The sequence below is a fragment of the uncultured Nostoc sp. genome, assembly GCF_964245575.1.
Lineage (GTDB): Bacteria > Cyanobacteriota > Cyanobacteriia > Cyanobacteriales > Nostocaceae > Nostoc.
In genome coordinates, this window is record NZ_CAXTNP010000159.1 from 1 (window position 1) to 18,771 (window position 18,771).

Genomic DNA, 18,771 nt, shown 5'->3' on the forward strand with positions numbered 1-18,771 from the left:
CTCCCTCAGACATCGACAATTAACCCTTGCTAGATTTTTAGCTAAGGCATAGGCTCAGAAGATGGAAAATTTGTAAATAGATATCAGACATATGGCTAAAGTTTTTGACTGTATTACAGAGGAACAGCAAGGCTTTATTGCAGCTCAACACCTTTTCTTTGTTGGCTCTGCACCCTTGAGTCCTACGGGTCATGTTAACCTCTCTCCTAAAGGTTTAGGCTGCTTTCGCGTTTTTTCTCCCAACCAAGTAGGTTATGTAGACCTTACAGGCAGTGGTAACGAAACATCAGCGCATTTGCAAGAAAATGGCCGGATAACCTTCATGTTTTGCGCCTTTGAGGAACCTGCGCGTATTCTCCGTCTTTACGGTCAAGGAAAGACGATTTTACCGAGTTCTCCAGATTGGGACTCCCTGTACTCTTTGTTTGTGCCGATTCCTGGAACTCGTCAAATTATCGTCGCCGACATTGAAAAAATACAGACTTCCTGTGGTTTTGGTGTACCACTATATGAATATCGAGGTCAGCGCCAGACTTTAGTAAACTGGGCTAGTAAAAAAGGCGAAGAGGGAGTTCAAGAATATCAACAGCAGAAAAATCTCGTCAGCATTGACGGTTTAGCCACACCACTGAGTAAATTACCCTAAAGAAAGACAAAAGCGGACTTTGGGGCATGAGTTATGGATTATTCTATTCGTCCACTTACATAGCAAGATGAGCCTTTCCTTTGGGAAATGCTGTACGAAGCAGCACATATAGTAGAAGAAGGTAATTTGACAGTGCAGGATGCAATGAATAATCCTGATTTGGCAAAATATGTTAAAGATTTGGGACGTAAAGATGATAGCGGCTTTATCGCTATTCTAGAAAGTAGTAATCAACCAGTAGGAGCGGCATGGCTGCGTCTATTAACAGGTGAAAATAAGGGATATGGCTATGTTGACGAGCAAACTCCTGAACTAGCTATTGCCATTCTTCCTGAACATAGAAATAAAGGCATAGGAACGCAGTTACTCGCACATTTGTTAGCAGCAGCTAAAACATCTTATCCATCGATATCACTTAGTACCAGAGCGACAAATCCAGCCGTAGGTTTATATAAACGATTTGGCTGGGAAGTTATTGCTGACAGTGAGACAATCAACCGAGTTGGTGGCGTCTCTTTCACAATGAAAATTGATTTTTAAGCTCAAAGTTCCTCGCTTGTAGCTTGTAGGGTGCGTTATGACGTTAAGCTTTACGCACCGCTTAAGACCCTTTAGGATCGGTGTCAGCGCCAATTATTACTTTGAACAAGTTTCCTAGTAAAGAGAAAAACGCCGAAACTAACACTATCAGCATTAAACTAGCAAGGGCAGCAAAGGGAGAGATGATGAATAAGAGTAACAGTGCAAGCATCAAAATCGTTAGTAATGTCTTATTCATCTTTTTTCACCTTTAATAGTTGCTACTCTCAAGCTAACCAACTAAGTCATGACCTTGACCACAGTCCATAGAAGGAATTAGTCTTAGAGAATGTTTTAAAAGTTCGATTGTAGGTATCAAAACGTTCTAGATCCTCCTAAATCCACGCTAGTTGCTCATGGGGGAAACCCCCAGACGCTCGTACCTCGCTCATAGCGTTGCCATGCCGTTCGCGCAGCGTCTCCAAGAGTTGGCTGGCATCGTCTCCCAATGTGAGAAGACCGCACTGGCTCCCCGATAAATTGAGGGACTTTGATTCTTCCCCCTTTTTAAGGCAGGGCTGTTTCATTTCACAAGGGCAAGAGGTTTGTCAATATCATTAGAGAGAATTAGTCTACTATTTACCCCCAATTTATCGGAGGTCGCCGCAGGCGGGGGGGATCTTATCCGAACCGTATTGGAAGGAATTGCGTGAAATGGTATCAGAAATTAAATTGGCGGTGCAGTTTTGAAAGTGTCACTCAATATACTCGCCTTTTGATTGAAGCAGTGATACTATTTATTTGTGTGAGGAGCAAGTTAAAAATAAAAAGCGTTTGGGGTGGAAACACGGCAACACTCCCAGGCGCTTTTTAATTGGTATGCAGAAAAAAGTCCTTGCAGATTCGCCAGAATTATTGAGATAATCACCTAAAGTCCAAAATCCAGTCAACCCCACCCACAATTAGAAATCTAGGTGCAAATTAATCGGCTGACTCAACAAATTCAGTTCATCATCGAGATTGACCAATTGAAACAGGTGATGCGCCAAACCCTACTCACTGATGGGTCACGCCGGGAAAATAGTGCTGAACATTCTTGGCATTTAGCGGTTATGGCAAGTGTATTAGCAGAATATGCCCCGCAGGGTGTTGATATATTCCATGCCATCAAAATGCTGCTAATTCACGATTTGGTAGAAATTGATGCAGGTGATACCTTCTGCTACGATGTGCAGGGTAATGACAGTAAAACAGCAAGAGAAGCACAAGCAGCATTGCGTCTATTTGGACTTTTACCAGCAGATCAAGGTAGCAAGTTGCGTTTACTTTGGAATGAGTTTGAAGCAGGGGAAACACCCACCGCCAAGTTTGCCGCAGCCCTAGACCGTATACAGCCTTTGCTTCACAATCAACAAACTCAGGGCGGGACTTGGCGCATTCATGGCATTAGGCGCGATCAGGTAATGAAACGGGTAGCGCCAGTAGAAACAGGTGCGCCGGAACTGTGGCCGTTTGTCCTGCAATTGATTGATGATTGTGTGACAGCAGGGTATATAAAGGAGAGTCCTGCATTCACTCCTGTGGCAGGCGATTATTCATAGAGGAGTCAGCCCCAACTGTTGGAGATAAATTCGCGTTCGCGGAAGTCACGCATTCACGCATTCACGCATTCAATAATTTTTAATCCCCATACTTCGGCTACGCTCAGTAACCATAAATGAATTTACTTGCTCTATATCATGAGTCTTTTTCGGTCACTAATTTGATTCGGTGCGTTACGCTGTCGCTAACACACCCTACGTTGCTGCCAAAATTGCTTCCCACTCAGATTGCGACAGGGGTTTCAACTCTATATGTATATCAAAACAATTACTAGCTGCGGCAACTAAAGCTGCAATAATCTTTTCTACACTGAGACTTTGAGGCAGTTGTACAGTCCTAAAAGATTCTGCACCAAATACTTGAGTAAACAGTTCAGCATCGGGTTGCAAACGGATGGAACCATGTTGCAAAATTATCCCACCACGTCGCAATTGAGCGCTACCAATGAGTTTGGCACCATCTGGCAAAACTAAATCTGCACTGGTAGCAGTACCAAAACAGTTAGGGTTGTGGATGTAACTTCGCCCAGCCGTACCGTAATGTAATTCTACGCCGAGCGATCGCCACCCTTGAATCAAAAACTCACAAATTTTTTCGTACACCTGGAGGCGACTACCCGTAAGTCCAGATGTGACTACAGCGTAAGTTAAATCACCTTGGTGTAGCACGGCCCGTCCACCAGTAGGACGCTGCACTAAATCCAGTTTTTGCCCTTGCCAAGTTAAATGTTGCCAATGTTCAGGGTATTGGCGTTGATGATAGCCAAGAGAAATGGCAGGTGGCGACCAGCTATAAAAGCGCAGGGTTGGCGGATGCTTCCCCGAATAGTGCTGTTTTAGCAACCATCGGTCAATCGCCATCTGCACATTGCCGTCTGCCTCTAGCAAAGGAATTAGTCGCCAAACCTGATTGCTATGCATCTGATGCAGCAGTTGCCCAATTTAAAATCCAAGTTGCGCTGAAAGCGCACCTTTGGTGCGACTTAAAATCCGTCTTGAAAAGTTTGCTACGGAGGGAAATCCTCCTTACAACTTTTGTCTTTGACACGCTACGCGAACGCAAAATCCAAAATTCCTTAAGTTGCACCAAATTCAGATTGTAAAGTTTCATCGTTATTATCAGCGATCGTTGCCACAATGGTAATGAGTCGAGACACTTCGCCAGGAGATAACTCAGCTAAGGTGCGTGTTGATATCACAACCACCCGGTTTTCAATAATACCGAAACGCGCTTCAAAAGTACTAGAGCAGTTTAACTCTAAAAGATACCGCATCAACTTAGGTTCATCTTTGGCAGGTAAATTTAGCACCGTAGACCAAACCGTGATGGTGTCTTCATCGGTTGTCCCGTTGAGTTGGACAAATACTTCCACACTTCCATACTTAAACTTCCAGAGATAGCCATCCTCTGGAGTGCGCTTAACCATCGCACTGTCATCTTGTTCCAAAGAGTCGATGACATTTTCAATTACCTCTAAATGGTTGATGCTTGTCGTCTCGGCGATTAGCTCATTAATGGATTCGTTACTAGTTGGGGTTTCTTGGTAGTTTGTCATACAGATTTTTTCTCAACATACTTGCTGTTTTATCTACACATACTTTATAACTTGTAGACGCAGTTAGTTTGAGCTTCCTTTTGGTCTACTTTCCAAATGCCCAGAGTTGGGGGCTGCATAAGGGACTTCCAATTAAAAAATACCAAAATGGTAGGCCACAGGATTGCCCTGCCCTTACAGAGTGGTCTATTTCCCTGAAAATAGCTGTATATTTCTGGGTATGATTGCGAAATACTGTAAATTTAGTTTGCAGATTTATTGATTCTGGCAATAAGATTTAGTGATGAGAGCAAAACTGTGGATATTAGCTTGCAGGTGGGATGAGTAAGGGCAGATTGAAATTAGTTACCTGTGTTGGTTGTTTATCATTGGCGATATATGCATCGGTATTATATTTTAGCGCTCGTGGTAGATGTGCGATCGCTAGTTGCAAACTGCCTTTATCACAGACTTTAAGATTGGGACTATCGCAACCGCAAACATCAACAGAAAAGTTACGCTTACTCGCTCAAGCTATGACTGTAAAAGTGATGTCAAAAGAATTCTTAGGGTTCTGGGATGATTTTGCGAAAACAAGACTCAATCTATACAGTTTTAACTAATGCTCATGTACTCAGAGCAGATGATGCTCCCTATCGGATTCAAACCCCTGATGGTCAGACATATACAGCCAGTTTGCCTAAAAATACAAAATTTGGCAAGAATGATTTGGCAATATTGCAGTTTCGCAGCCCTCAAAAAAATTACACAGTAGCATCTATTGCTTCTAAACTAATTGTAGGCGATGAAGTTTTTGCTAGTGGTTTTTATTCACAAAATGACGAAGAAAAACACCAGTTTTCCTTCACTACTGGTAAAGTTTCACTGTTACTACCCAAAGCTTTAGAGGGTGGCTATCAAATTGGTTATAGCAATGATATCCAAAAGGGGATGAGTGGTGGCCCATTACTAAATTGTCGGGGTGAGGTGGTGGGTGTAAATGGAATGCAAGCAAATCCTTTGTGGGATGCTCCCTCTATCTTTGTTGATGGTTCCGAAGCAGATAAGGGGTTACATGAGCAGATTAATCGCCTTAGTTGGGCTGTACCAATAGATAAATTAATCAATTTGAAATGATTGAATCATTTTTTCTGTAGTTGGGACAAATTTATCATAATCATCTATGGCAGCAGTGTAGACAATTATGTAGGCTTTATCCCCCTTTAAAGTCCAAATTCGCAAATTTTTTAAGCCTGCAAAATTTGTGCGTAGAGGAGATGGCAAACAAATACCAATAATACACTGGGGTGAAGAAAAATTTTTCTCTTCTAAGTTGACGCCTTTAGAACGCTGTAAGCAAGTGTCGTACAGATTTCAACAAAACTATGACAGTGGTAACCTCAAAACTATTATCTCTGGGAAGGTCAATGGTTATCCGGTAGTCTGCGCTGCTGTTAGTACAAACGATGTTTGCACAAGCAAAACTATATTATTTACCCTCAAGCGGGGTTCTAATTGATTACAACGCTGCTCTCAAGATTAATCCTAACCATGCCAAAGCCTACTACAACCGAGGAATAGTCCGCTCTAATTTAGGAGACAACCAAGGAGCGATCGCTGATTACAACGCTGTTCTCAAGATTAATCCTAACTATGCCAATGCCTACTACAACCGAGGTAATGCCCACTTCAATTTAGGAGACAAGCAAGGTGCGATTGTAGAGTTGCAAAAAGCAGCTGAACTCTTTCGGCAACAAAGAAATACAGAATTGTATCAACAAGCTTTAGAGTTGATTAGAAAATATCAGCAGTAGAGTGGTGGGCGATGGACAGATGGGGAGGTGGTGCGATCGCCTGAAGGTTTAGAGCGTGCGATTACTTGATTGTGCGATCGCAGGGTAATATTCTCTTTAATTGTGCGATCGGCTGTAACAAAAAATGTAGAGATGCGATGTTCCTCAAGTCTCTACAAAAATTATGAATAATATATATTAATTTTTACTCCTCCAGCCCATTTAACCAAGCTACCAAATCACTTGCATTGCTAAAATCTAACAAAGCTTCTGCTAAATCTTCTAATTGTGTAGTCGATAATTGGCGAATCTGTTCTTCTAATTCAGGTGTAACCGCACTAAATTTCCGATTTAGCAGACGCATAATTATTTCTAGTTTTCCCTTTTGTATTCCTTTTAATTGCCAACTAGTAACAATTTCCATAACTACCTCTTGTTTGGCTACTTCAAATTTAGCAATCTCAGTTTGAAAAATCTCTTCTTCTGCTGCATTTAATTTGAGATAAGTGTCAACAAACCCACCAATCATTTTCATTCGGGCTGGATCGAGTCGTAAAGTCGCTAACAAACGCAAGCATTCAGCCTTAACTCTGGGACGTTCTGAGGGTGCTATGTTCATTTTAGCCATCAGCGCACTGGCAACGGGGTTTTCTTGCTGTAAAAAATCGCGCCAGTTTAATTGATTTATTACTTCTGTTATTTCGATGTAACCAAACGCGATCGCATTATCTCATGCAACGTATGGCGGGTTGCCCTGGAACTTAAGCCCCAGCGAATAAAATTTGCGGCTACACAAACAGGTAAGAGAAAATTAAGGTTTTTAAGGCGAGTTTTGCCTGTATAGACGCGGTTTATAACCGCCGATTTAACTCTACTTGTATAGCCTGACAAGAATTTTTTCACCTTGGAACTGGTACTTGATTAACTACCGATGCAATTACCGCATCCATTTGTAAACCATCCAACATCGCTTCTGGTTTCAAAATGAGGCGATGACGTAGCAGGGGCGATGCAATTGCTTTAACATCATCTGGCGTTACAAAATCTCTTCCAGCCAACCATGCTAATGCTTGAGATGTCTGCAACCAAGCACCAGCAGCGCGAGGCGATGCGCCCAAAGTTAAATCAGGATATTGACGCGATATTCTCACCAACGCCAACAAATAATCAACGATCGCTTCTGATACTTTAACCTCTTTGACTGCTTGTCGTGCTTGCAAAATGTCGGCTACTGTTGCAATTGGTTTCAAACGGCTAATATCCAAACGCCGTGCTGCAAAACCCGCCTGACGATTCAGTAACATTTGCTTTTCAGCAGCTTGATCGGGGTAATCTACCACCAGCTTAAATAAAAATCTATCCAACTGCGCCTCTGGTAAGGGATAAGTCCCCTCAAATTCCAAAGGATTTTGGGTTGCAATCACCCAAAATAAATCTGGTAAGGGTAAACTTTCACCATCTAGCGTTACCTGCATCTCTTCCATCGCTTCCAGCAGCGCCGCTTGTGTCTTGGGAGGAGTGCGGTTGATTTCGTCTGCTAGCAGCACTTCGGTAAATATTGGCCCTTTTTTTAAAGTGAAATTGCGGCTATTCAAGTCAAAAATATTTGTACCAGTAATATCTGAAGGTAAAACATCTGGTGTTAGTTGAATCCGGCGAAAATCCCCTTGGATTAACTGCGCCAACACTTTTACTAGGAGGGTTTTACCAGTTCCCGGTACACCTTCCAAAATTACGTGTCCACTCGCTAGCAGTGCTACTAAAAGTTGTTGTATGAGGCTAGATTGTCCGACAATTACTTGATTAAGACCTTGACCAAGGCGAATTAAGATAGGATGAGTTTCGCTCATATTTTTTTATTGATAAATAACTAACGCAGAAATATTATGCATAATTCCAAAAATTAATTACGAATTAATCTAATGTTTCGCCATTTCCCCAACCAGCTTAACAGTTCTCGTTCACTGATGGGTTGTTTGCGAGATTGTAGCTTTAAAACTGCATCTAGTTCTGCTGCACTTGCGCCTGTTTTTTCTATCCATAAGTTGATCAAGGCTTCACGTTCTAAAGATACTTGCCCTAATCCCAAGGCTTTTTGGAGTTGTAGTTGTTCTTGTTTACCCACCATCTCTACAACAAAGTCGGTGGTATCAGCTTTCTGCAAGACTCCCGCTAAAGCTTGGATGTATGCCTCACTGTTATCTATAACTGGTGTATCTAAAGCTACTGGCTTGCCAAAGCGGCGATTCTGCGCCCAAATTAATATTAATAGCAGGATACTGACTTGCACCAATATTAGAAATACAGGAGTTTTAGCAAAAAAGCTAGATAAATCTCCTTCGCTTTCTTTCTTTCTGACATCGGCATCTTTATAGCCGTGGATGTATTCATCGACAAATACTGTGTTACCTTTTTCAGTAACTAAATTGGCTAAATACTTGAAATTACTTAAATAATCTTGGTAGGCGTTGGCGGCTAAATAAGGAGTGGTAGAAAAAATTACCTTTCCTTGTTTGTAATTTTCTTCCCAGACAACAGCACCAAAGCGATCGCCTAAATTAACTTGCTTGGAGTTAGCTTTTTTATATCGTCTACGCGTATCAATTTTGATATTACCAAGGTGAGATTTTTGCATAGTGCTAAACTGTGCTTCTGTAACCCGCGCCCCCGCACCCAAAATTACCAAAGTATTTCCTTTTTCTACCCATTCACGCTTTTGACTATCCAGTGTTGTCTCTCTTAGATCGCTGCTTACCTGTAGATATGTAACTGGGCTTTTTTCTGGCTGAATATCACTAAAAGGCTTTTGCCAGCGCTTGATAGAAATACCCTGTTGTTGCATAAAAGCATACCAAGCACCATAACCATCAGAGGCGCGATTATAAGTAGAGCCAGTGCTAATTTTAGTATTATTGGGAGCCGCAAACAAACTCAGTAAAACGATCGCAGCTAGTGCGATCGCTCCCATCCAAGCAAGGCGATTTGAACGTTTCATTTTTGACTTTTACTATAACTACTTCGTTTCAGTATCACAAGTGTTAATACTTACTTATTTTTCCGGAAAAGTCAAAAATATAATTAATTTTATCTCAGTTCTCCAGCACTACACGCTCTCTATATGTGACTGCAATCTATGACATCTTACAGTATTCCCAAAAAAGCTTTCAGAGCAGTTTTATACCTATTCTTCAACCGCTTGGAGACTAAACCACCTTGCTGAATCTGTGTAATAACAGCCATCAAACAAGTCCCTTTCGGAATAGGGCTACCAATGGTAATCAAAAGAGCTAGTTGAGTAGCATCCATCTCACGAGCAAACTGATAAGCTATCACCGACTCATGGACTATAAAGCTTGGTATACCTGAACCTGGTAGGAGAACACAGGAAGTTTCAGAATTAGGTCTGCGGGTAGTGACATTGACGAACAGATAGTTGCTTTCAGAAGTTTGTGCAATTGCGATGTAGAGGTGTTCACTGTTGGGAGGCGTATCCAGCACAAATGCATCTCCCAAATTACAGCAGAATTCAAGTATTTGAACCACATCTATCGTAGGGGCACAGCATTGCTGTGCCCCTACTGCGTGGTCTATTTACCTGAAAATAGCTGTAATGGTGATGCTAGCCATTCAAAACCCCATCTAGATATGCTTCTCGAATGGCTTCTTGCTGAATTTCCCCGATTTCCTCGTCACTCTTGCCCACATTTTTGAGAATATCCTCTACCGAAATCGGAATGGCAGAGCCATGAGGGTTTTTCCACTCTGGAAGATCATGAGTCCACTCAGCAACTTCAATTGGGTCAAGATGCCCAAAAGTTTGATAAACCTGCTGAATGATTTCCTCTTCCTCTTCACAAAGGTCTTCATCTCCCGGATCACGCAACAAGGAAACATGATTTTCATTACGAGGAGAAATGAACTTAGACCAGAGAGGTAAGGCATCATCAACGGGCTTCCCCTTGATTAGATCATAAACGCCGCTCAGGACAGGGCCGTAATCCATCGACACATAACGATCGCCAGTAATCGGTTGTTCCATGCGTTTCAATGCAATACGGTCAGCTATGTAAAGCATCTTAAGTAAGCTTAAATACTTCATAGGCTTACCGTGTAGCTTTAAGAGTACTGCTGCGGCTTCAACGGCTTTCTCAGGATGAAACCGAAACTGGATTAGCATAAGCATTCTGAAGCGACTGCTTCACACTAGTACAATTATATTGTAAACCCTGGTGATCGCTGACACATTGCCAAGGGCAGAGAAAATTATCATTCTCGATAACAGAAAAGGTTAAACTCGTTGTCATTTCCATGCTGAACATGAAAACGACAACGATAATAAAAACCTACCTAATCCCTCTTTTCAGGCGAGTTTAACGGGGATATTATGGCTATTTAACCGCAGATAATATCACTCAAATTGCACAAGCGATCGCCCCGATACAATAATAAAACCGACAGAATCAAGCCTAATCTGGGGCTGGCGAATTCCCTCTAGAATGGCTGCATTTAAAGCAGTTTCTATCTTCAATTCTTCAGCTAATGTATTATCCCAACTTTGCTGGTTCAGACGCAGCCGTAATTGTTCTACTCTATTGGCTAATTTCTTTTCGGCGACTTTAGCACAACTTTGGCATAAGTCAATAAAATCGGGACGATTAGAGAGTAATTCCGAAGAAGTGTTACGCACTTGATAGCAAAAATTTTGCCATTTACTAGGGTCAACAAAATCGTCAATAATTCCTAAGCGCTCTTTTGCTAGATTGTAATCTCGTCCTTGATTGTTGTTTTTATCTTTATATGGACGTTGCAGAATACTTAAGAGTGCTTTATCTTCAACAACGCGTATTGGCTGCTTGCGACCATCAACATAGATAGTTTCTATAATTGGCGGAAATAGAGCATCAACACGTCGCTGCAAGTTTTTGAATTGAGAATTATCTAGTTTGTTATCTAGTAAAACTTGTTTGGCAATTTTTAAATTTGCCTCGACTACATAATTGCATTGGAAACCGAACCACTCCTTCCCTTCTTTAGAGTCCCAAGATGCATCAGTGCGCCACATCGCAAAGGCTTCACCTCGGTCATCCCAATTTATATAGTTCCAGAGTGCTTCAATAAATCCTTCCCCAACTCGAAAGAGTTTAATACCAGCATTTTGGTTTGCTACCCTGCGATTATAAGTACCAAATTGGTCTAGGGAACTCTCAGCAAAACGGTTTTTTAAGTCATTTATGGGAACCAATGTCCGCGTTGTCGGTTGATAACGTCGCATCTCTGATGAATCTGGATTATTAAGTCCTCTGAATCCCAGCGCCTCACAAATCCAGCCTTCAATTGCTCGTTTAATTTCTAGATGACAAGCATCATAATTATCTAGGTCTTGAAAATACTCGGTGGCAATTTCATCGTTAGCGTCAATTTCATCTAGAGCATTTTGTTCGCTAATTTTGGCTATTTCAACTTCAATTTGCTCTTGAATTGGCGGAATCATCTCTAACAATCCAGCACTACTTGATTCAAACAAAACTGTTTCTAATTCTGCAAGTTTTTCATCTACATAAAACTGGAGACTGGCAATTGATTGTTGAAATATACCAAACCCATCTTTTAATACTTTATACCAAGCATTGTGAGGGCTGTCTTCCAAGTAGGGGCCAATTAAGGCACTAGATTGGATGCCAATTTTGCTGCCAATGCGGTCAAGTCTGCCAATTCTCTGTTCTAATTGATTAGGCGACCAAGGAAGGTCAAAATGAATTAACCAATCGGCAAACTGGAGGTTACGTCCTTCTTCTCCAGAGCGATCGCATACTAGAATAAAGCAGTTTGGGTTATTCTTGAACCTATTTAAGCCTTCTTCAACCTTGTCGGGTGATTCTCCAAATTGATGGCTGGCTACTGTCTCTACACCAAAGGTATCAGATAAATACCGGACGATTTCGCCACAAGTTTGCACAAAACTGGTAAATACAATAAATTTGGGCAGAATATCGCCAGTAATTGGTCTTTGAATTCTCTGCTGTATCCTGGTGATGAATTCCTTTTGATTCTTCCGAACGTTTGCGGGAATTTTGAAGTATGTACCTAGCTGATTCAGTAGCACTGTTTTCAAATTTTCCGTCCGTTGTCCGTCCTCTTGAGGTTGACGAATAATTTTTAGCAAGGATTGCAAAATCTCATCTTCGCCTGAAAATTTAGGGGTTGTAGTTAATAGGCGAATATCATCTTCTTTAAACTCCTGGATGAGTTTAGCATGAGGCTTACCAGTTAACCGGGCGGTAATTATCTGCTCTAAAATGCCTAACCAAGTACCAGAAGCTAGGAACAACAACAGAAAAATTCGCTGATATTGCTTTTCACCTGGAGCAACACTACGCCATTGATTGAGCAGTTCGTGGATATCAAGCGATCGCTCGTCTAAATCATACTCTTCTTTCGGCGTAAAATTGCGGTCAAATATCACATCTTCCACCGCAGCGCGACGGTTGCGAAGCATTCGGCGGTGTAGTCGATAGATATCGCTGACATGGACGCGAATCGCTTGGACGATTTGCTCTTGCTCGGTAGAATTTGCTTGTAAATTTTCTAAATCATCCGCCAGCTTTAGTAAATACTCATCCTCAGCAAAGAGGTTTCGTAGTTGCTGCAAGTTGCTTTTGAGGACAAGAGGTTCCGCACCTTCTTTAAAAGAAAGTAGAAGTTTACCAATTTGCTGACGGCTTTCAACTTTGGCACGGAAACCTGCTACATCACCAAGTTTATAGGTTGTCGGGTCGAGCAAGTGCAACATTGCCAGAAAATCTTGCTCATGATTGAGAACAGGAGTGGCAGATAATAAAAGTAAGCGATCGCTTTTATGAGCAAGTTCTTTGCAAGTCTGAAAACGCTGGCGCACTGCTGCATCCTTAGAGGTTGCCATTGCTGCGATGTGATGGGCTTCATCTAAAATTAAGCAGCCTATCTTCGCTTTCAGGTTGATTTTATGGATATCTTCAACCGCCAGCACCGCTACCCGTTTAGGAAAATGGGAAATGTAAAACTTGTTTTCTAACTCAGTCCGCCATTGTTTGAGTAAATATTGCGGAACTATCACCACCGCACCTTTTTTCGGTTCATCGAGAAGGAATTGACGCAGAATCGCACCCGCTTCGATGGTTTTTCCTAGTCCCACCTCGTCTGCTAGCAAGTAGCGTTGAATGGGGTCTTCCAGTACCCGCCGCACAACTTCAACTTGATGAGGATAAAGATTAATATTTGCTGAAATCAGTCCTGTCATCCCACGACTGACAGCGCGTTGCTTAATCAAGGATTTGACAAAAGCCAATCTTTTGTCGTGGAAGTAGGGCGTTTCGTGACCCTTCATCGCTAGAGTTTCGATGGGGTCTGTGTTTGGTAGATTACAACGAACGTAAATGTCTTCTTCAGTAGCGATCGCAGTTTTCTTATCTGGTAAATCAATTTGATACATTTCTGTATCTTCATCCCAGATGAAAACTCTGCCAACTATCCATTTATCCTGCGTTTGGGACTTGATATAGCATCGAGCCTGGGGTTCAAGCCTGACCTGAGAGAGCGAATTTAAAGGTAAAGTTTTTTGCAGACGTTGCCCTATTGAGCAGAAATACTCAACGTTTGCATTGGTATCAGATATTTCGGTAACTTTTCCTATACCCAAATAGTTATTCTGGGACTGTACCAATAAACCGAGCTTAATCATAGATCCAGTCCCCTGAACATACTAAAATAACCTTCCAGACTAGTTTGTTCACCTATATCTGGCAGTTTTGTCGATCAACATTATAGATAATAAACCGCCATCACAGCTTTTTGTTATAGCGATGTCTACGACGGGCTACATCTACGCTCCACCATCGCCAACTAGTAAAATCAGCCCAAAGGTTGATGTGCGTTGTGATGTACTAGTTTTTAAATGCATCGGGACGCATTGGTATTGCAAGGTATTACCAAATTAATTAGCTACGAATTAATGAAATATTGTACTTAGCTGATTAGGTGGCGCAATAGATTCACGCTTTGCCTTGATCGCGTCACGATACAATTAAGATGATGTAGTTTTATTTAGTATGAAGAAAATTAGAGACAACACAATTAAGTTAAATCAATATTTAAAGTTGATGGGTATAGTGCCAAGTGGAGGACAAGCCAAGCTGATGATTCAAGGTGGCGATGTTCAAGTCAACGGTATGCTAGAAACCCGACGAGGGCGGCGACTAGTACCAGGTGATAAAGTGACAATAGAAGGAAAGACTTTAGAGGTGAATTTGGACAACAATGAAGACCAAGACGTAGTAATAGATTCTCCCGAAGAAACCGAGTAAAAGATTTTTATCCTAAATTGAAAAGTTCCTCTTTTCCCTTGTGAGTAATGCTGCAAATTTCCAACAAAGTTATTATCCCACAGAGTGAGATTGAAATTAGTGCGATTCGTTCGCAAGGAGCAGGAGGCCAAAATGTGAATAAGGTTTCCACGGCGATTCACTTGCGCTTCAATATTGCGGCTTCATCATTACCCGATTATTATAAAGAACAGCTTTTAAAGCTGAATGATCGACGCATCACTCAGGACGGAGTTGTTGTAATCAAAGCGCAGGAACACCGAAGTCAAGAGAACAATCGGGAATCAGCTTTGAAACGACTTCAAGAACTCATTCAGAGCGCAGTTGTAGTGACGATAAAACGCAAACCCACCAAACCAACTCGCAGTTCTCAAAGAAAGCGCCTTGATTACAAAACTAAGCGCAAACAGGTTAAGTCTAACAGAGGAGAAGTGACAGATTATTGATTTATAAATTAGATTTTGGCCCTCTCATTTGGTTGCAAAATCTTACCAGAGAACTAAGAGCTTGTTTGAAATTTATTTATTGCCAAAATTTTTGTAATCGATATCGATATTGCAAGGAATCCAATTTTTGTATACAAAATAAAAAATGCCTGGGAGTGTTGCCGTGTTTCCACCCCAGGCATTTTTTATTCTCAACTTGCTCCTCACACCAAAAAACTATATCACTACTTCAATCAAATGGCAAGTATATTGAGTGACATTTCTAAAATTGCATAAGCAATCCAATTTATGACAAATTAAAAAGCGCTTGGGAGTGTTGCCGTGTTTCCACCCCAGGCACTTTTTACTTTTAACTTGCTCCTCACACACGACTAAAAGATATCATTAATTCAATCAAAAAGAAAGCAAATTGTGTGACACTTTCCAAACTGCACACCTAACGATCAATAATTTAGTGTAAAAAGTGACGTACACCAGTTAAGACCATCACCAAACCCAGTTCGTTAGCAGCAATGATAGAATCTTTATCGCGTACACTTCCCCCTGGTTGGACAATGGCTGTAATTCCTGCTGCTGCGGCTGTTTTCACAGAATCATCGAAGGGGAAGAATCCATCGCTGGCGAGAGTTGCACCAATGGATTTTTCTCCAGCTTGTTCTAGGGCAATTTTAACTGAGCCGACGCGGTTCATTTGACCAGCACCTACTCCTAGTGTAGTGCGATCGCTAGTTACAACAATGGCATTCGATTTAACGTGTTTGCAAACTTTCCACGCAAATAGCAATTCGGCTAATTCGTCGGGTGTGGGTTGACGTTCAGTTACTACTTGCCATTGACTGGTATCAGCAATCACGTCATCACTAGCTTGGACAAGGAAACCACCTGCGATCGCTTTCACTGTATCCTTAGGGCCACTGCTCAAATCAGTTAGAGTCAAAACCCGCACGTTAGATTTTTTGGCAAGGATTTCTTGAGCTTCTGCATCACAACTTGGTGCAACCACACATTCCAAAAATGTTTTAATTAACTCGCTAGCCGTAGCTGCATCAATCGGGCGGTTGAGTGCGACAATACCACCAAAGGCAGAAGTAGAATCAGCATTGAAAGCCTTTTGGTAAGCTTCTGAAATACTGCTTCCCAATGCCGTACCACAGGGATTTGTATGTTTAATTATCGTTGCAGCTGGAGTATCAGTGAACTCAGCAATAATTCGGCGTACGGCTTCTAAATCAACTAAGTTATTGTAACTAAGTTCTTTGCCTTGCAGTTTTGTCGCAGATGTCCATCCTGTTGGGGTAATACCAGTTTGATACCAGGTGGCGGGTTGATGGGGATTCTCGCCGTAACGCAGAGATTGTAATTGTGTGCCACTAAGGGTGTACTGCTGTGCTTGGGCGAGGTAAGATGCAATCGCTTGATCATAGTTAGCAGTATGTAAAAATCCTTTTAAAGCCGCCTTTTGCCGAAACTCTAGGGAAGCTTCCCCATTATTTTGCCGTAATTCTTCTAAATACTCGTCATACTGTGCCGGATCGCATAATACAGCCAGATGGGCGAAGTTTTTCGATGAAGCGCGTAGCATTGCTGGCCCACCGATATCAATCTGTTCAACAGCTTGGGATAATGTTACCCCTGGTTTAGCGATCGTTTCCTCAAAAGGATATAGATTCACCACCACTAAATCAATCGGGCGAATTTGGTTATTTTCTAAATCTGTAATATCTTGGAGAACATCTCGCCGCGCCAAAATTCCGCCATGAATTCGGGGATGTAGGGTTTTTACTCGACCACCTAAAATTTCTGGTGAACCTGTATAATCTGCAACCTTCGTAACAGGGAGTCCCGCATCTTTGAGTGCTTGGGCTGTTCCCCCACTGCTGATTAAATCAAAGTCGAATTCTTCAACCAAGCTACGGGCTAGGTCAATTAAACCAGTTTTGTTAGATACACTCAGCAGGGCTAGACGCGCCATTGATCAATTCCTTAAAAGTAGGCTAGAAGCAAAGGATCTCAAGTTTTGCATAAGCCTTAGTTTACTTCAAGACCTTTCAGAATCATTCTGAAATTCAGTAGTGGCGTGGTAACGAAAGGACATGTACAGTTTCTCCGTAACTCCTTTGACATTGAAAAGTTTGGGCTAACAAGGAGAAGAAGGTGGATAACTACTTAGCGATGTTACATTTCGCTTGTTTGGATTACTTTTAAACCCGTTTTGGTTTTCGGATAGGCTCTTAATCTATAAATTTATCAGCAAATAATATGAAGAGTATGCAAAGATTTTTATTTCTATATAGACATCTAAGTAAATATTCGATATCTAGTTATTATCGGGTTATTTAGATATTTTCTATTTTCAAGTTAAACATCCACAAGCAATAACCCACAACGACGCTGATTAATTTGTATAGTGTGTAAGACTTAGGTAGTACCAGATAGTTAGATAAGTGCTACGTAAAAGCCAATCAAAGGGGGAACATTCAAATAAAAATTCGTAACCCTCAAGGTTGACATGAAAGAACGTCGAAACGTCAATATTTGGCAAATTTTTGTGCTATAAAACAGCACTGCGACTTGAGAACTTAATTTACTCAAAAAATCGATTCAGGTAGGAAAAAGTTATGGCAAATATCATTGGAATCAGCGGGAATGATACTCTAGTCGGCACTAACAGCGCAGATACGATTGATGGTAATCACAATAGAACCTTAGTTTCTCAGGACAACGATAGTCTGACTGGTGGTGGTGGCAAGGATAAATTTGTCTACAACTATTCCAGCTATATTAGCAACACCGATACTATTACTGATTTCGGTGGCGTAGGTAAGGGCATAACTCCCTCAGCAGCAGTTATTGCTGAAGTGGATACCATCCAATTCGGCTATTATTTTACTCCCCAAAATCTGCTGCTTACTCAGAATGGCAGCAATCTGGAAATCACCTTTGAAGGGGACGCTTATTCAAAAGTCATCCTTCAAAACTTCAAATTAGAAAACCTGGATAATCTGCCAGCAATTTCTTCACAACCTGCTATTGGCAATATCCTGTTTAATGGAGAAACCAGCATTACCGACAGTTTTGATGTGTTTGATGCCAACTCCACTCAAACTAACCTGTTCAACAAGAACACAGTGACATTCCTCAATGACCTATCCAACAACATTACAGGTTTAGACAACTCAAATGATGTCGTGAATGGTCAGGCGGGTAATGACAAAATCGATGGCTTGAGTGGTAACGACCTGCTGCGCGGTGGTACGGGCAATGATACTCTCATTGGTGGCACAGGCAATGATACTCTCAACGGTGGTGAAGGAGATGACTCCCTCAACGGTGGTGAAGGGGATGATTCACTCAACGGTGATAAAGGAGATGACCTGTTGTCGGGTGGTGCCGGCTTTGACGTCCTTCTTGGTGGTAGGGAAAATGACACCCTTCTTGGTGGTACTGGTGACGATATCTTGAGTGTTGGTTATTCAGATATTGATACTTTAGGAGGCGATCAGCTACTCTCTGGGGATGATGGCAACGATTATCTCTCTGCCTCAGGCTACATAACTCACTACCACGAAGATGTCTATTACACCTCTGGTAACAACACTCTCAACGGTGGCGCTGGTGACGATTACTTGATTGTTAATTTTTCAAAAGCCAATAACCTGCTGAATGGTAATGACGGCAACGATACGTTCTTCAAGAATTACAGTGGGAATGATACGATAGATGGAGGTAAAGGTGACGATTTACTGTCCTATGACACTAGTTACCCTTCGGAGTATACTAACATTACCGAGGGAATCACTTCGACTTTTAATACTACTACTAACATTGGCTCAATTAGGCTAGGCACGAACCAGGTTAGCTACAAAAATATCGA

Annotated in this window: 20 protein-coding genes and 1 pseudogene; 10 read left to right on the plus strand and 11 right to left on the minus strand. The window is 41.7% G+C overall.

Features of this window, described 5'->3' with window-relative positions:
• Nucleotides 1–91: 91 nt before the first annotated feature.
• Together ACFFAP_RS23080 and ACFFAP_RS23085 are read left to right on the plus strand one after the other, a co-directional pair.
• The gene (locus ACFFAP_RS23080; RefSeq protein ID WP_375513411.1) at nucleotides 92–646 is read left to right on the plus strand and encodes a pyridoxamine 5'-phosphate oxidase family protein; all 555 of its coding nucleotides are present in this window, start codon (nucleotides 92–94) and stop codon (nucleotides 644–646) included.
• Between the two features lie 87 nt (nucleotides 647–733).
• On the plus strand, nucleotides 734–1,186 hold the full coding sequence (locus ACFFAP_RS23085; RefSeq protein WP_375513412.1) for a GNAT family N-acetyltransferase: 453 nt from the start codon (nucleotides 734–736) through the stop codon (nucleotides 1,184–1,186).
• 61 nt (nucleotides 1,187–1,247) lie between these two features.
• On the opposite strand, the gene ACFFAP_RS23090 is transcribed toward ACFFAP_RS23085, so the two are convergent.
• Both ACFFAP_RS23090 and ACFFAP_RS23095 read right to left on the minus strand, forming a co-directional pair.
• Nucleotides 1,248–1,424, minus strand: coding sequence for a hypothetical protein (locus ACFFAP_RS23090; RefSeq protein ID WP_375513413.1), 177 nt, complete (start codon nucleotides 1,422–1,424; stop codon nucleotides 1,248–1,250).
• A 136-nt stretch (nucleotides 1,425–1,560) separates the two neighbouring features.
• Entirely contained in the window at nucleotides 1,561–1,752 is a 192-nt protein-coding gene (locus tag ACFFAP_RS23095; RefSeq protein WP_375513414.1) for a hypothetical protein, read from the minus strand.
• Nucleotides 1,753–2,139: 387 nt separating this feature from the next.
• On the opposite strand from ACFFAP_RS23095, the gene ACFFAP_RS23100 reads away from it, so the two are divergent.
• Nucleotides 2,140–2,766 (plus strand): HD family hydrolase, encoded by a 627-nt coding sequence (locus ACFFAP_RS23100; protein ID WP_375513415.1) that lies wholly within the window; start codon nucleotides 2,140–2,142, stop codon nucleotides 2,764–2,766.
• 195 nt (nucleotides 2,767–2,961) lie between these two features.
• Here the strand turns inward: ACFFAP_RS23100 and ACFFAP_RS23105 are convergent, their stop codons facing one another.
• Nucleotides 2,962–3,687, minus strand: coding sequence for a biotin/lipoate A/B protein ligase family protein (locus ACFFAP_RS23105; RefSeq protein WP_375513416.1), 726 nt, complete (start codon nucleotides 3,685–3,687; stop codon nucleotides 2,962–2,964).
• Between the two features lie 155 nt (nucleotides 3,688–3,842).
• Nucleotides 3,843–4,322: a YbjN domain-containing protein gene (locus tag ACFFAP_RS23110; RefSeq protein ID WP_375513417.1), complete on the minus strand. Its 480-nt coding sequence runs from the start codon at nucleotides 4,320–4,322 to the stop codon at nucleotides 3,843–3,845.
• A gap of 320 nt (nucleotides 4,323–4,642) precedes the next feature.
• On the opposite strand from ACFFAP_RS23110, the gene ACFFAP_RS23115 reads away from it, so the two are divergent.
• The 4 genes from ACFFAP_RS23115 (at nucleotide 4,643) to ACFFAP_RS23130 (ending at nucleotide 6,115) form a co-directional block, all read left to right on the plus strand.
• Complete coding sequence (locus ACFFAP_RS23115) at nucleotides 4,643–4,924, plus strand: hypothetical protein (RefSeq protein ID WP_375513418.1); 282 nt, start codon at nucleotides 4,643–4,645, stop codon at nucleotides 4,922–4,924.
• Nucleotides 4,881–5,438 (plus strand): serine protease, encoded by a 558-nt coding sequence (locus ACFFAP_RS23120; RefSeq protein ID WP_375513419.1) that lies wholly within the window; start codon nucleotides 4,881–4,883, stop codon nucleotides 5,436–5,438. Before ACFFAP_RS23115 ends, ACFFAP_RS23120 begins: the two co-directional genes overlap by 44 nt.
• A 127-nt stretch (nucleotides 5,439–5,565) precedes the next feature.
• A complete protein-coding gene (locus ACFFAP_RS23125) occupies nucleotides 5,566–5,820 on the plus strand; it encodes a COP23 domain-containing protein (protein WP_375513420.1) in 255 nt (84 codons plus the stop codon).
• On the plus strand, nucleotides 5,768–6,115 hold the full coding sequence (locus ACFFAP_RS23130) for a tetratricopeptide repeat protein (protein WP_375513421.1): 348 nt from the start codon (nucleotides 5,768–5,770) through the stop codon (nucleotides 6,113–6,115). Before ACFFAP_RS23125 ends, ACFFAP_RS23130 begins: the two co-directional genes overlap by 53 nt.
• 184 nt (nucleotides 6,116–6,299) lie before the next feature.
• Here ACFFAP_RS23130 and ACFFAP_RS23135 read toward each other — a convergent pair.
• The 6 genes and pseudogenes from ACFFAP_RS23135 to dpdE form a co-directional block, all read right to left on the minus strand.
• Nucleotides 6,300–6,782: pseudogene (locus tag ACFFAP_RS23135) on the minus strand (DUF4351 domain-containing protein); the annotation flags it as partial.
• Nucleotides 6,783–6,993: 211 nt separating this feature from the next.
• Entirely contained in the window at nucleotides 6,994–7,944 is a 951-nt protein-coding gene (locus tag ACFFAP_RS23140; RefSeq protein ID WP_375513422.1) for an AAA family ATPase, read from the minus strand.
• Nucleotides 7,945–7,997: 53 nt separating this feature from the next.
• Entirely contained in the window at nucleotides 7,998–9,089 is a 1,092-nt protein-coding gene (locus ACFFAP_RS23145) for a DUF4350 domain-containing protein (protein ID WP_375513423.1), read from the minus strand.
• 146 nt (nucleotides 9,090–9,235) lie between these two features.
• Nucleotides 9,236–9,592 (minus strand): hypothetical protein, encoded by a 357-nt coding sequence (locus ACFFAP_RS23150; RefSeq protein ID WP_375513424.1) that lies wholly within the window; start codon nucleotides 9,590–9,592, stop codon nucleotides 9,236–9,238.
• A gap of 121 nt (nucleotides 9,593–9,713) precedes the next feature.
• On the minus strand, nucleotides 9,714–10,277 hold the full coding sequence (locus ACFFAP_RS23155; RefSeq protein WP_375513425.1) for a Panacea domain-containing protein: 564 nt from the start codon (nucleotides 10,275–10,277) through the stop codon (nucleotides 9,714–9,716).
• A gap of 225 nt (nucleotides 10,278–10,502) precedes the next feature.
• The gene (gene dpdE / locus ACFFAP_RS23160) at nucleotides 10,503–13,811 is read right to left on the minus strand and encodes a protein DpdE (RefSeq protein ID WP_375513426.1); all 3,309 of its coding nucleotides are present in this window, start codon (nucleotides 13,809–13,811) and stop codon (nucleotides 10,503–10,505) included.
• Between the two features lie 367 nt (nucleotides 13,812–14,178).
• Between dpdE and ACFFAP_RS23165 the strand changes: the two genes are divergently transcribed.
• On the plus strand, nucleotides 14,179–14,433 hold the full coding sequence (locus tag ACFFAP_RS23165) for an RNA-binding S4 domain-containing protein (RefSeq protein WP_375513427.1): 255 nt from the start codon (nucleotides 14,179–14,181) through the stop codon (nucleotides 14,431–14,433).
• 47 nt (nucleotides 14,434–14,480) lie between these two features.
• Nucleotides 14,481–14,897, plus strand: a complete 417-nt coding sequence (gene arfB / locus ACFFAP_RS23170) for an alternative ribosome rescue aminoacyl-tRNA hydrolase ArfB (protein ID WP_375513428.1) — start codon at nucleotides 14,481–14,483, stop codon at nucleotides 14,895–14,897.
• 451 nt (nucleotides 14,898–15,348) lie between these two features.
• Here arfB and purH read toward each other — a convergent pair whose 3' ends face one another.
• Complete coding sequence (purH, locus tag ACFFAP_RS23175) at nucleotides 15,349–16,869, minus strand: bifunctional phosphoribosylaminoimidazolecarboxamide formyltransferase/IMP cyclohydrolase (RefSeq protein WP_375513429.1); 1,521 nt, start codon at nucleotides 16,867–16,869, stop codon at nucleotides 15,349–15,351.
• A gap of 646 nt (nucleotides 16,870–17,515) precedes the next feature.
• Between purH and ACFFAP_RS23180 the strand changes: the two genes are divergently transcribed.
• Nucleotides 17,516–18,771: calcium-binding protein (locus ACFFAP_RS23180; RefSeq protein WP_375513430.1), on the plus strand; the 1,256-nt coding region annotated here is incomplete at its 3' end.

Excerpts from the sequence above, each read along its gene's own strand:
- ACFFAP_RS23080 (WP_375513411.1), top strand. The coding sequence starts at position 92 with ATGGCTAAAGTTTTTGACTGTATTACAGAGGAACAGCAAGGCTTTATT.
- ACFFAP_RS23085 (WP_375513412.1), top strand. The coding sequence starts at position 734 with ATGCTGTACGAAGCAGCACATATAGTAGAAGAAGGTAATTTGACAGTG.
- ACFFAP_RS23090 (WP_375513413.1), bottom strand. The coding sequence starts at position 1,424 with ATGAATAAGACATTACTAACGATTTTGATGCTTGCACTGTTACTCTTA.
- ACFFAP_RS23095 (WP_375513414.1), bottom strand. The coding sequence starts at position 1,752 with ATGAAACAGCCCTGCCTTAAAAAGGGGGAAGAATCAAAGTCCCTCAAT.
- ACFFAP_RS23105 (WP_375513416.1), bottom strand. The coding sequence starts at position 3,687 with ATGCATAGCAATCAGGTTTGGCGACTAATTCCTTTGCTAGAGGCAGAC.
- ACFFAP_RS23110 (WP_375513417.1), bottom strand. The coding sequence starts at position 4,322 with ATGACAAACTACCAAGAAACCCCAACTAGTAACGAATCCATTAATGAG.
- ACFFAP_RS23115 (WP_375513418.1), top strand. The coding sequence starts at position 4,643 with ATGAGTAAGGGCAGATTGAAATTAGTTACCTGTGTTGGTTGTTTATCA.
- ACFFAP_RS23120 (WP_375513419.1), top strand. The coding sequence starts at position 4,881 with ATGATTTTGCGAAAACAAGACTCAATCTATACAGTTTTAACTAATGCT.
- ACFFAP_RS23130 (WP_375513421.1), top strand. The coding sequence starts at position 5,768 with ATGTTTGCACAAGCAAAACTATATTATTTACCCTCAAGCGGGGTTCTA.
- ACFFAP_RS23140 (WP_375513422.1), bottom strand. The coding sequence starts at position 7,944 with ATGAGCGAAACTCATCCTATCTTAATTCGCCTTGGTCAAGGTCTTAAT.
- ACFFAP_RS23145 (WP_375513423.1), bottom strand. The coding sequence starts at position 9,089 with ATGAAACGTTCAAATCGCCTTGCTTGGATGGGAGCGATCGCACTAGCT.
- ACFFAP_RS23155 (WP_375513425.1), bottom strand. The coding sequence starts at position 10,277 with ATGCTTATGCTAATCCAGTTTCGGTTTCATCCTGAGAAAGCCGTTGAA.
- dpdE (WP_375513426.1), bottom strand. The coding sequence starts at position 13,811 with ATGATTAAGCTCGGTTTATTGGTACAGTCCCAGAATAACTATTTGGGT.
- ACFFAP_RS23165 (WP_375513427.1), top strand. The coding sequence starts at position 14,179 with ATGAAGAAAATTAGAGACAACACAATTAAGTTAAATCAATATTTAAAG.
- arfB (WP_375513428.1), top strand. The coding sequence starts at position 14,481 with ATGCTGCAAATTTCCAACAAAGTTATTATCCCACAGAGTGAGATTGAA.
- purH (WP_375513429.1), bottom strand. The coding sequence starts at position 16,869 with ATGGCGCGTCTAGCCCTGCTGAGTGTATCTAACAAAACTGGTTTAATT.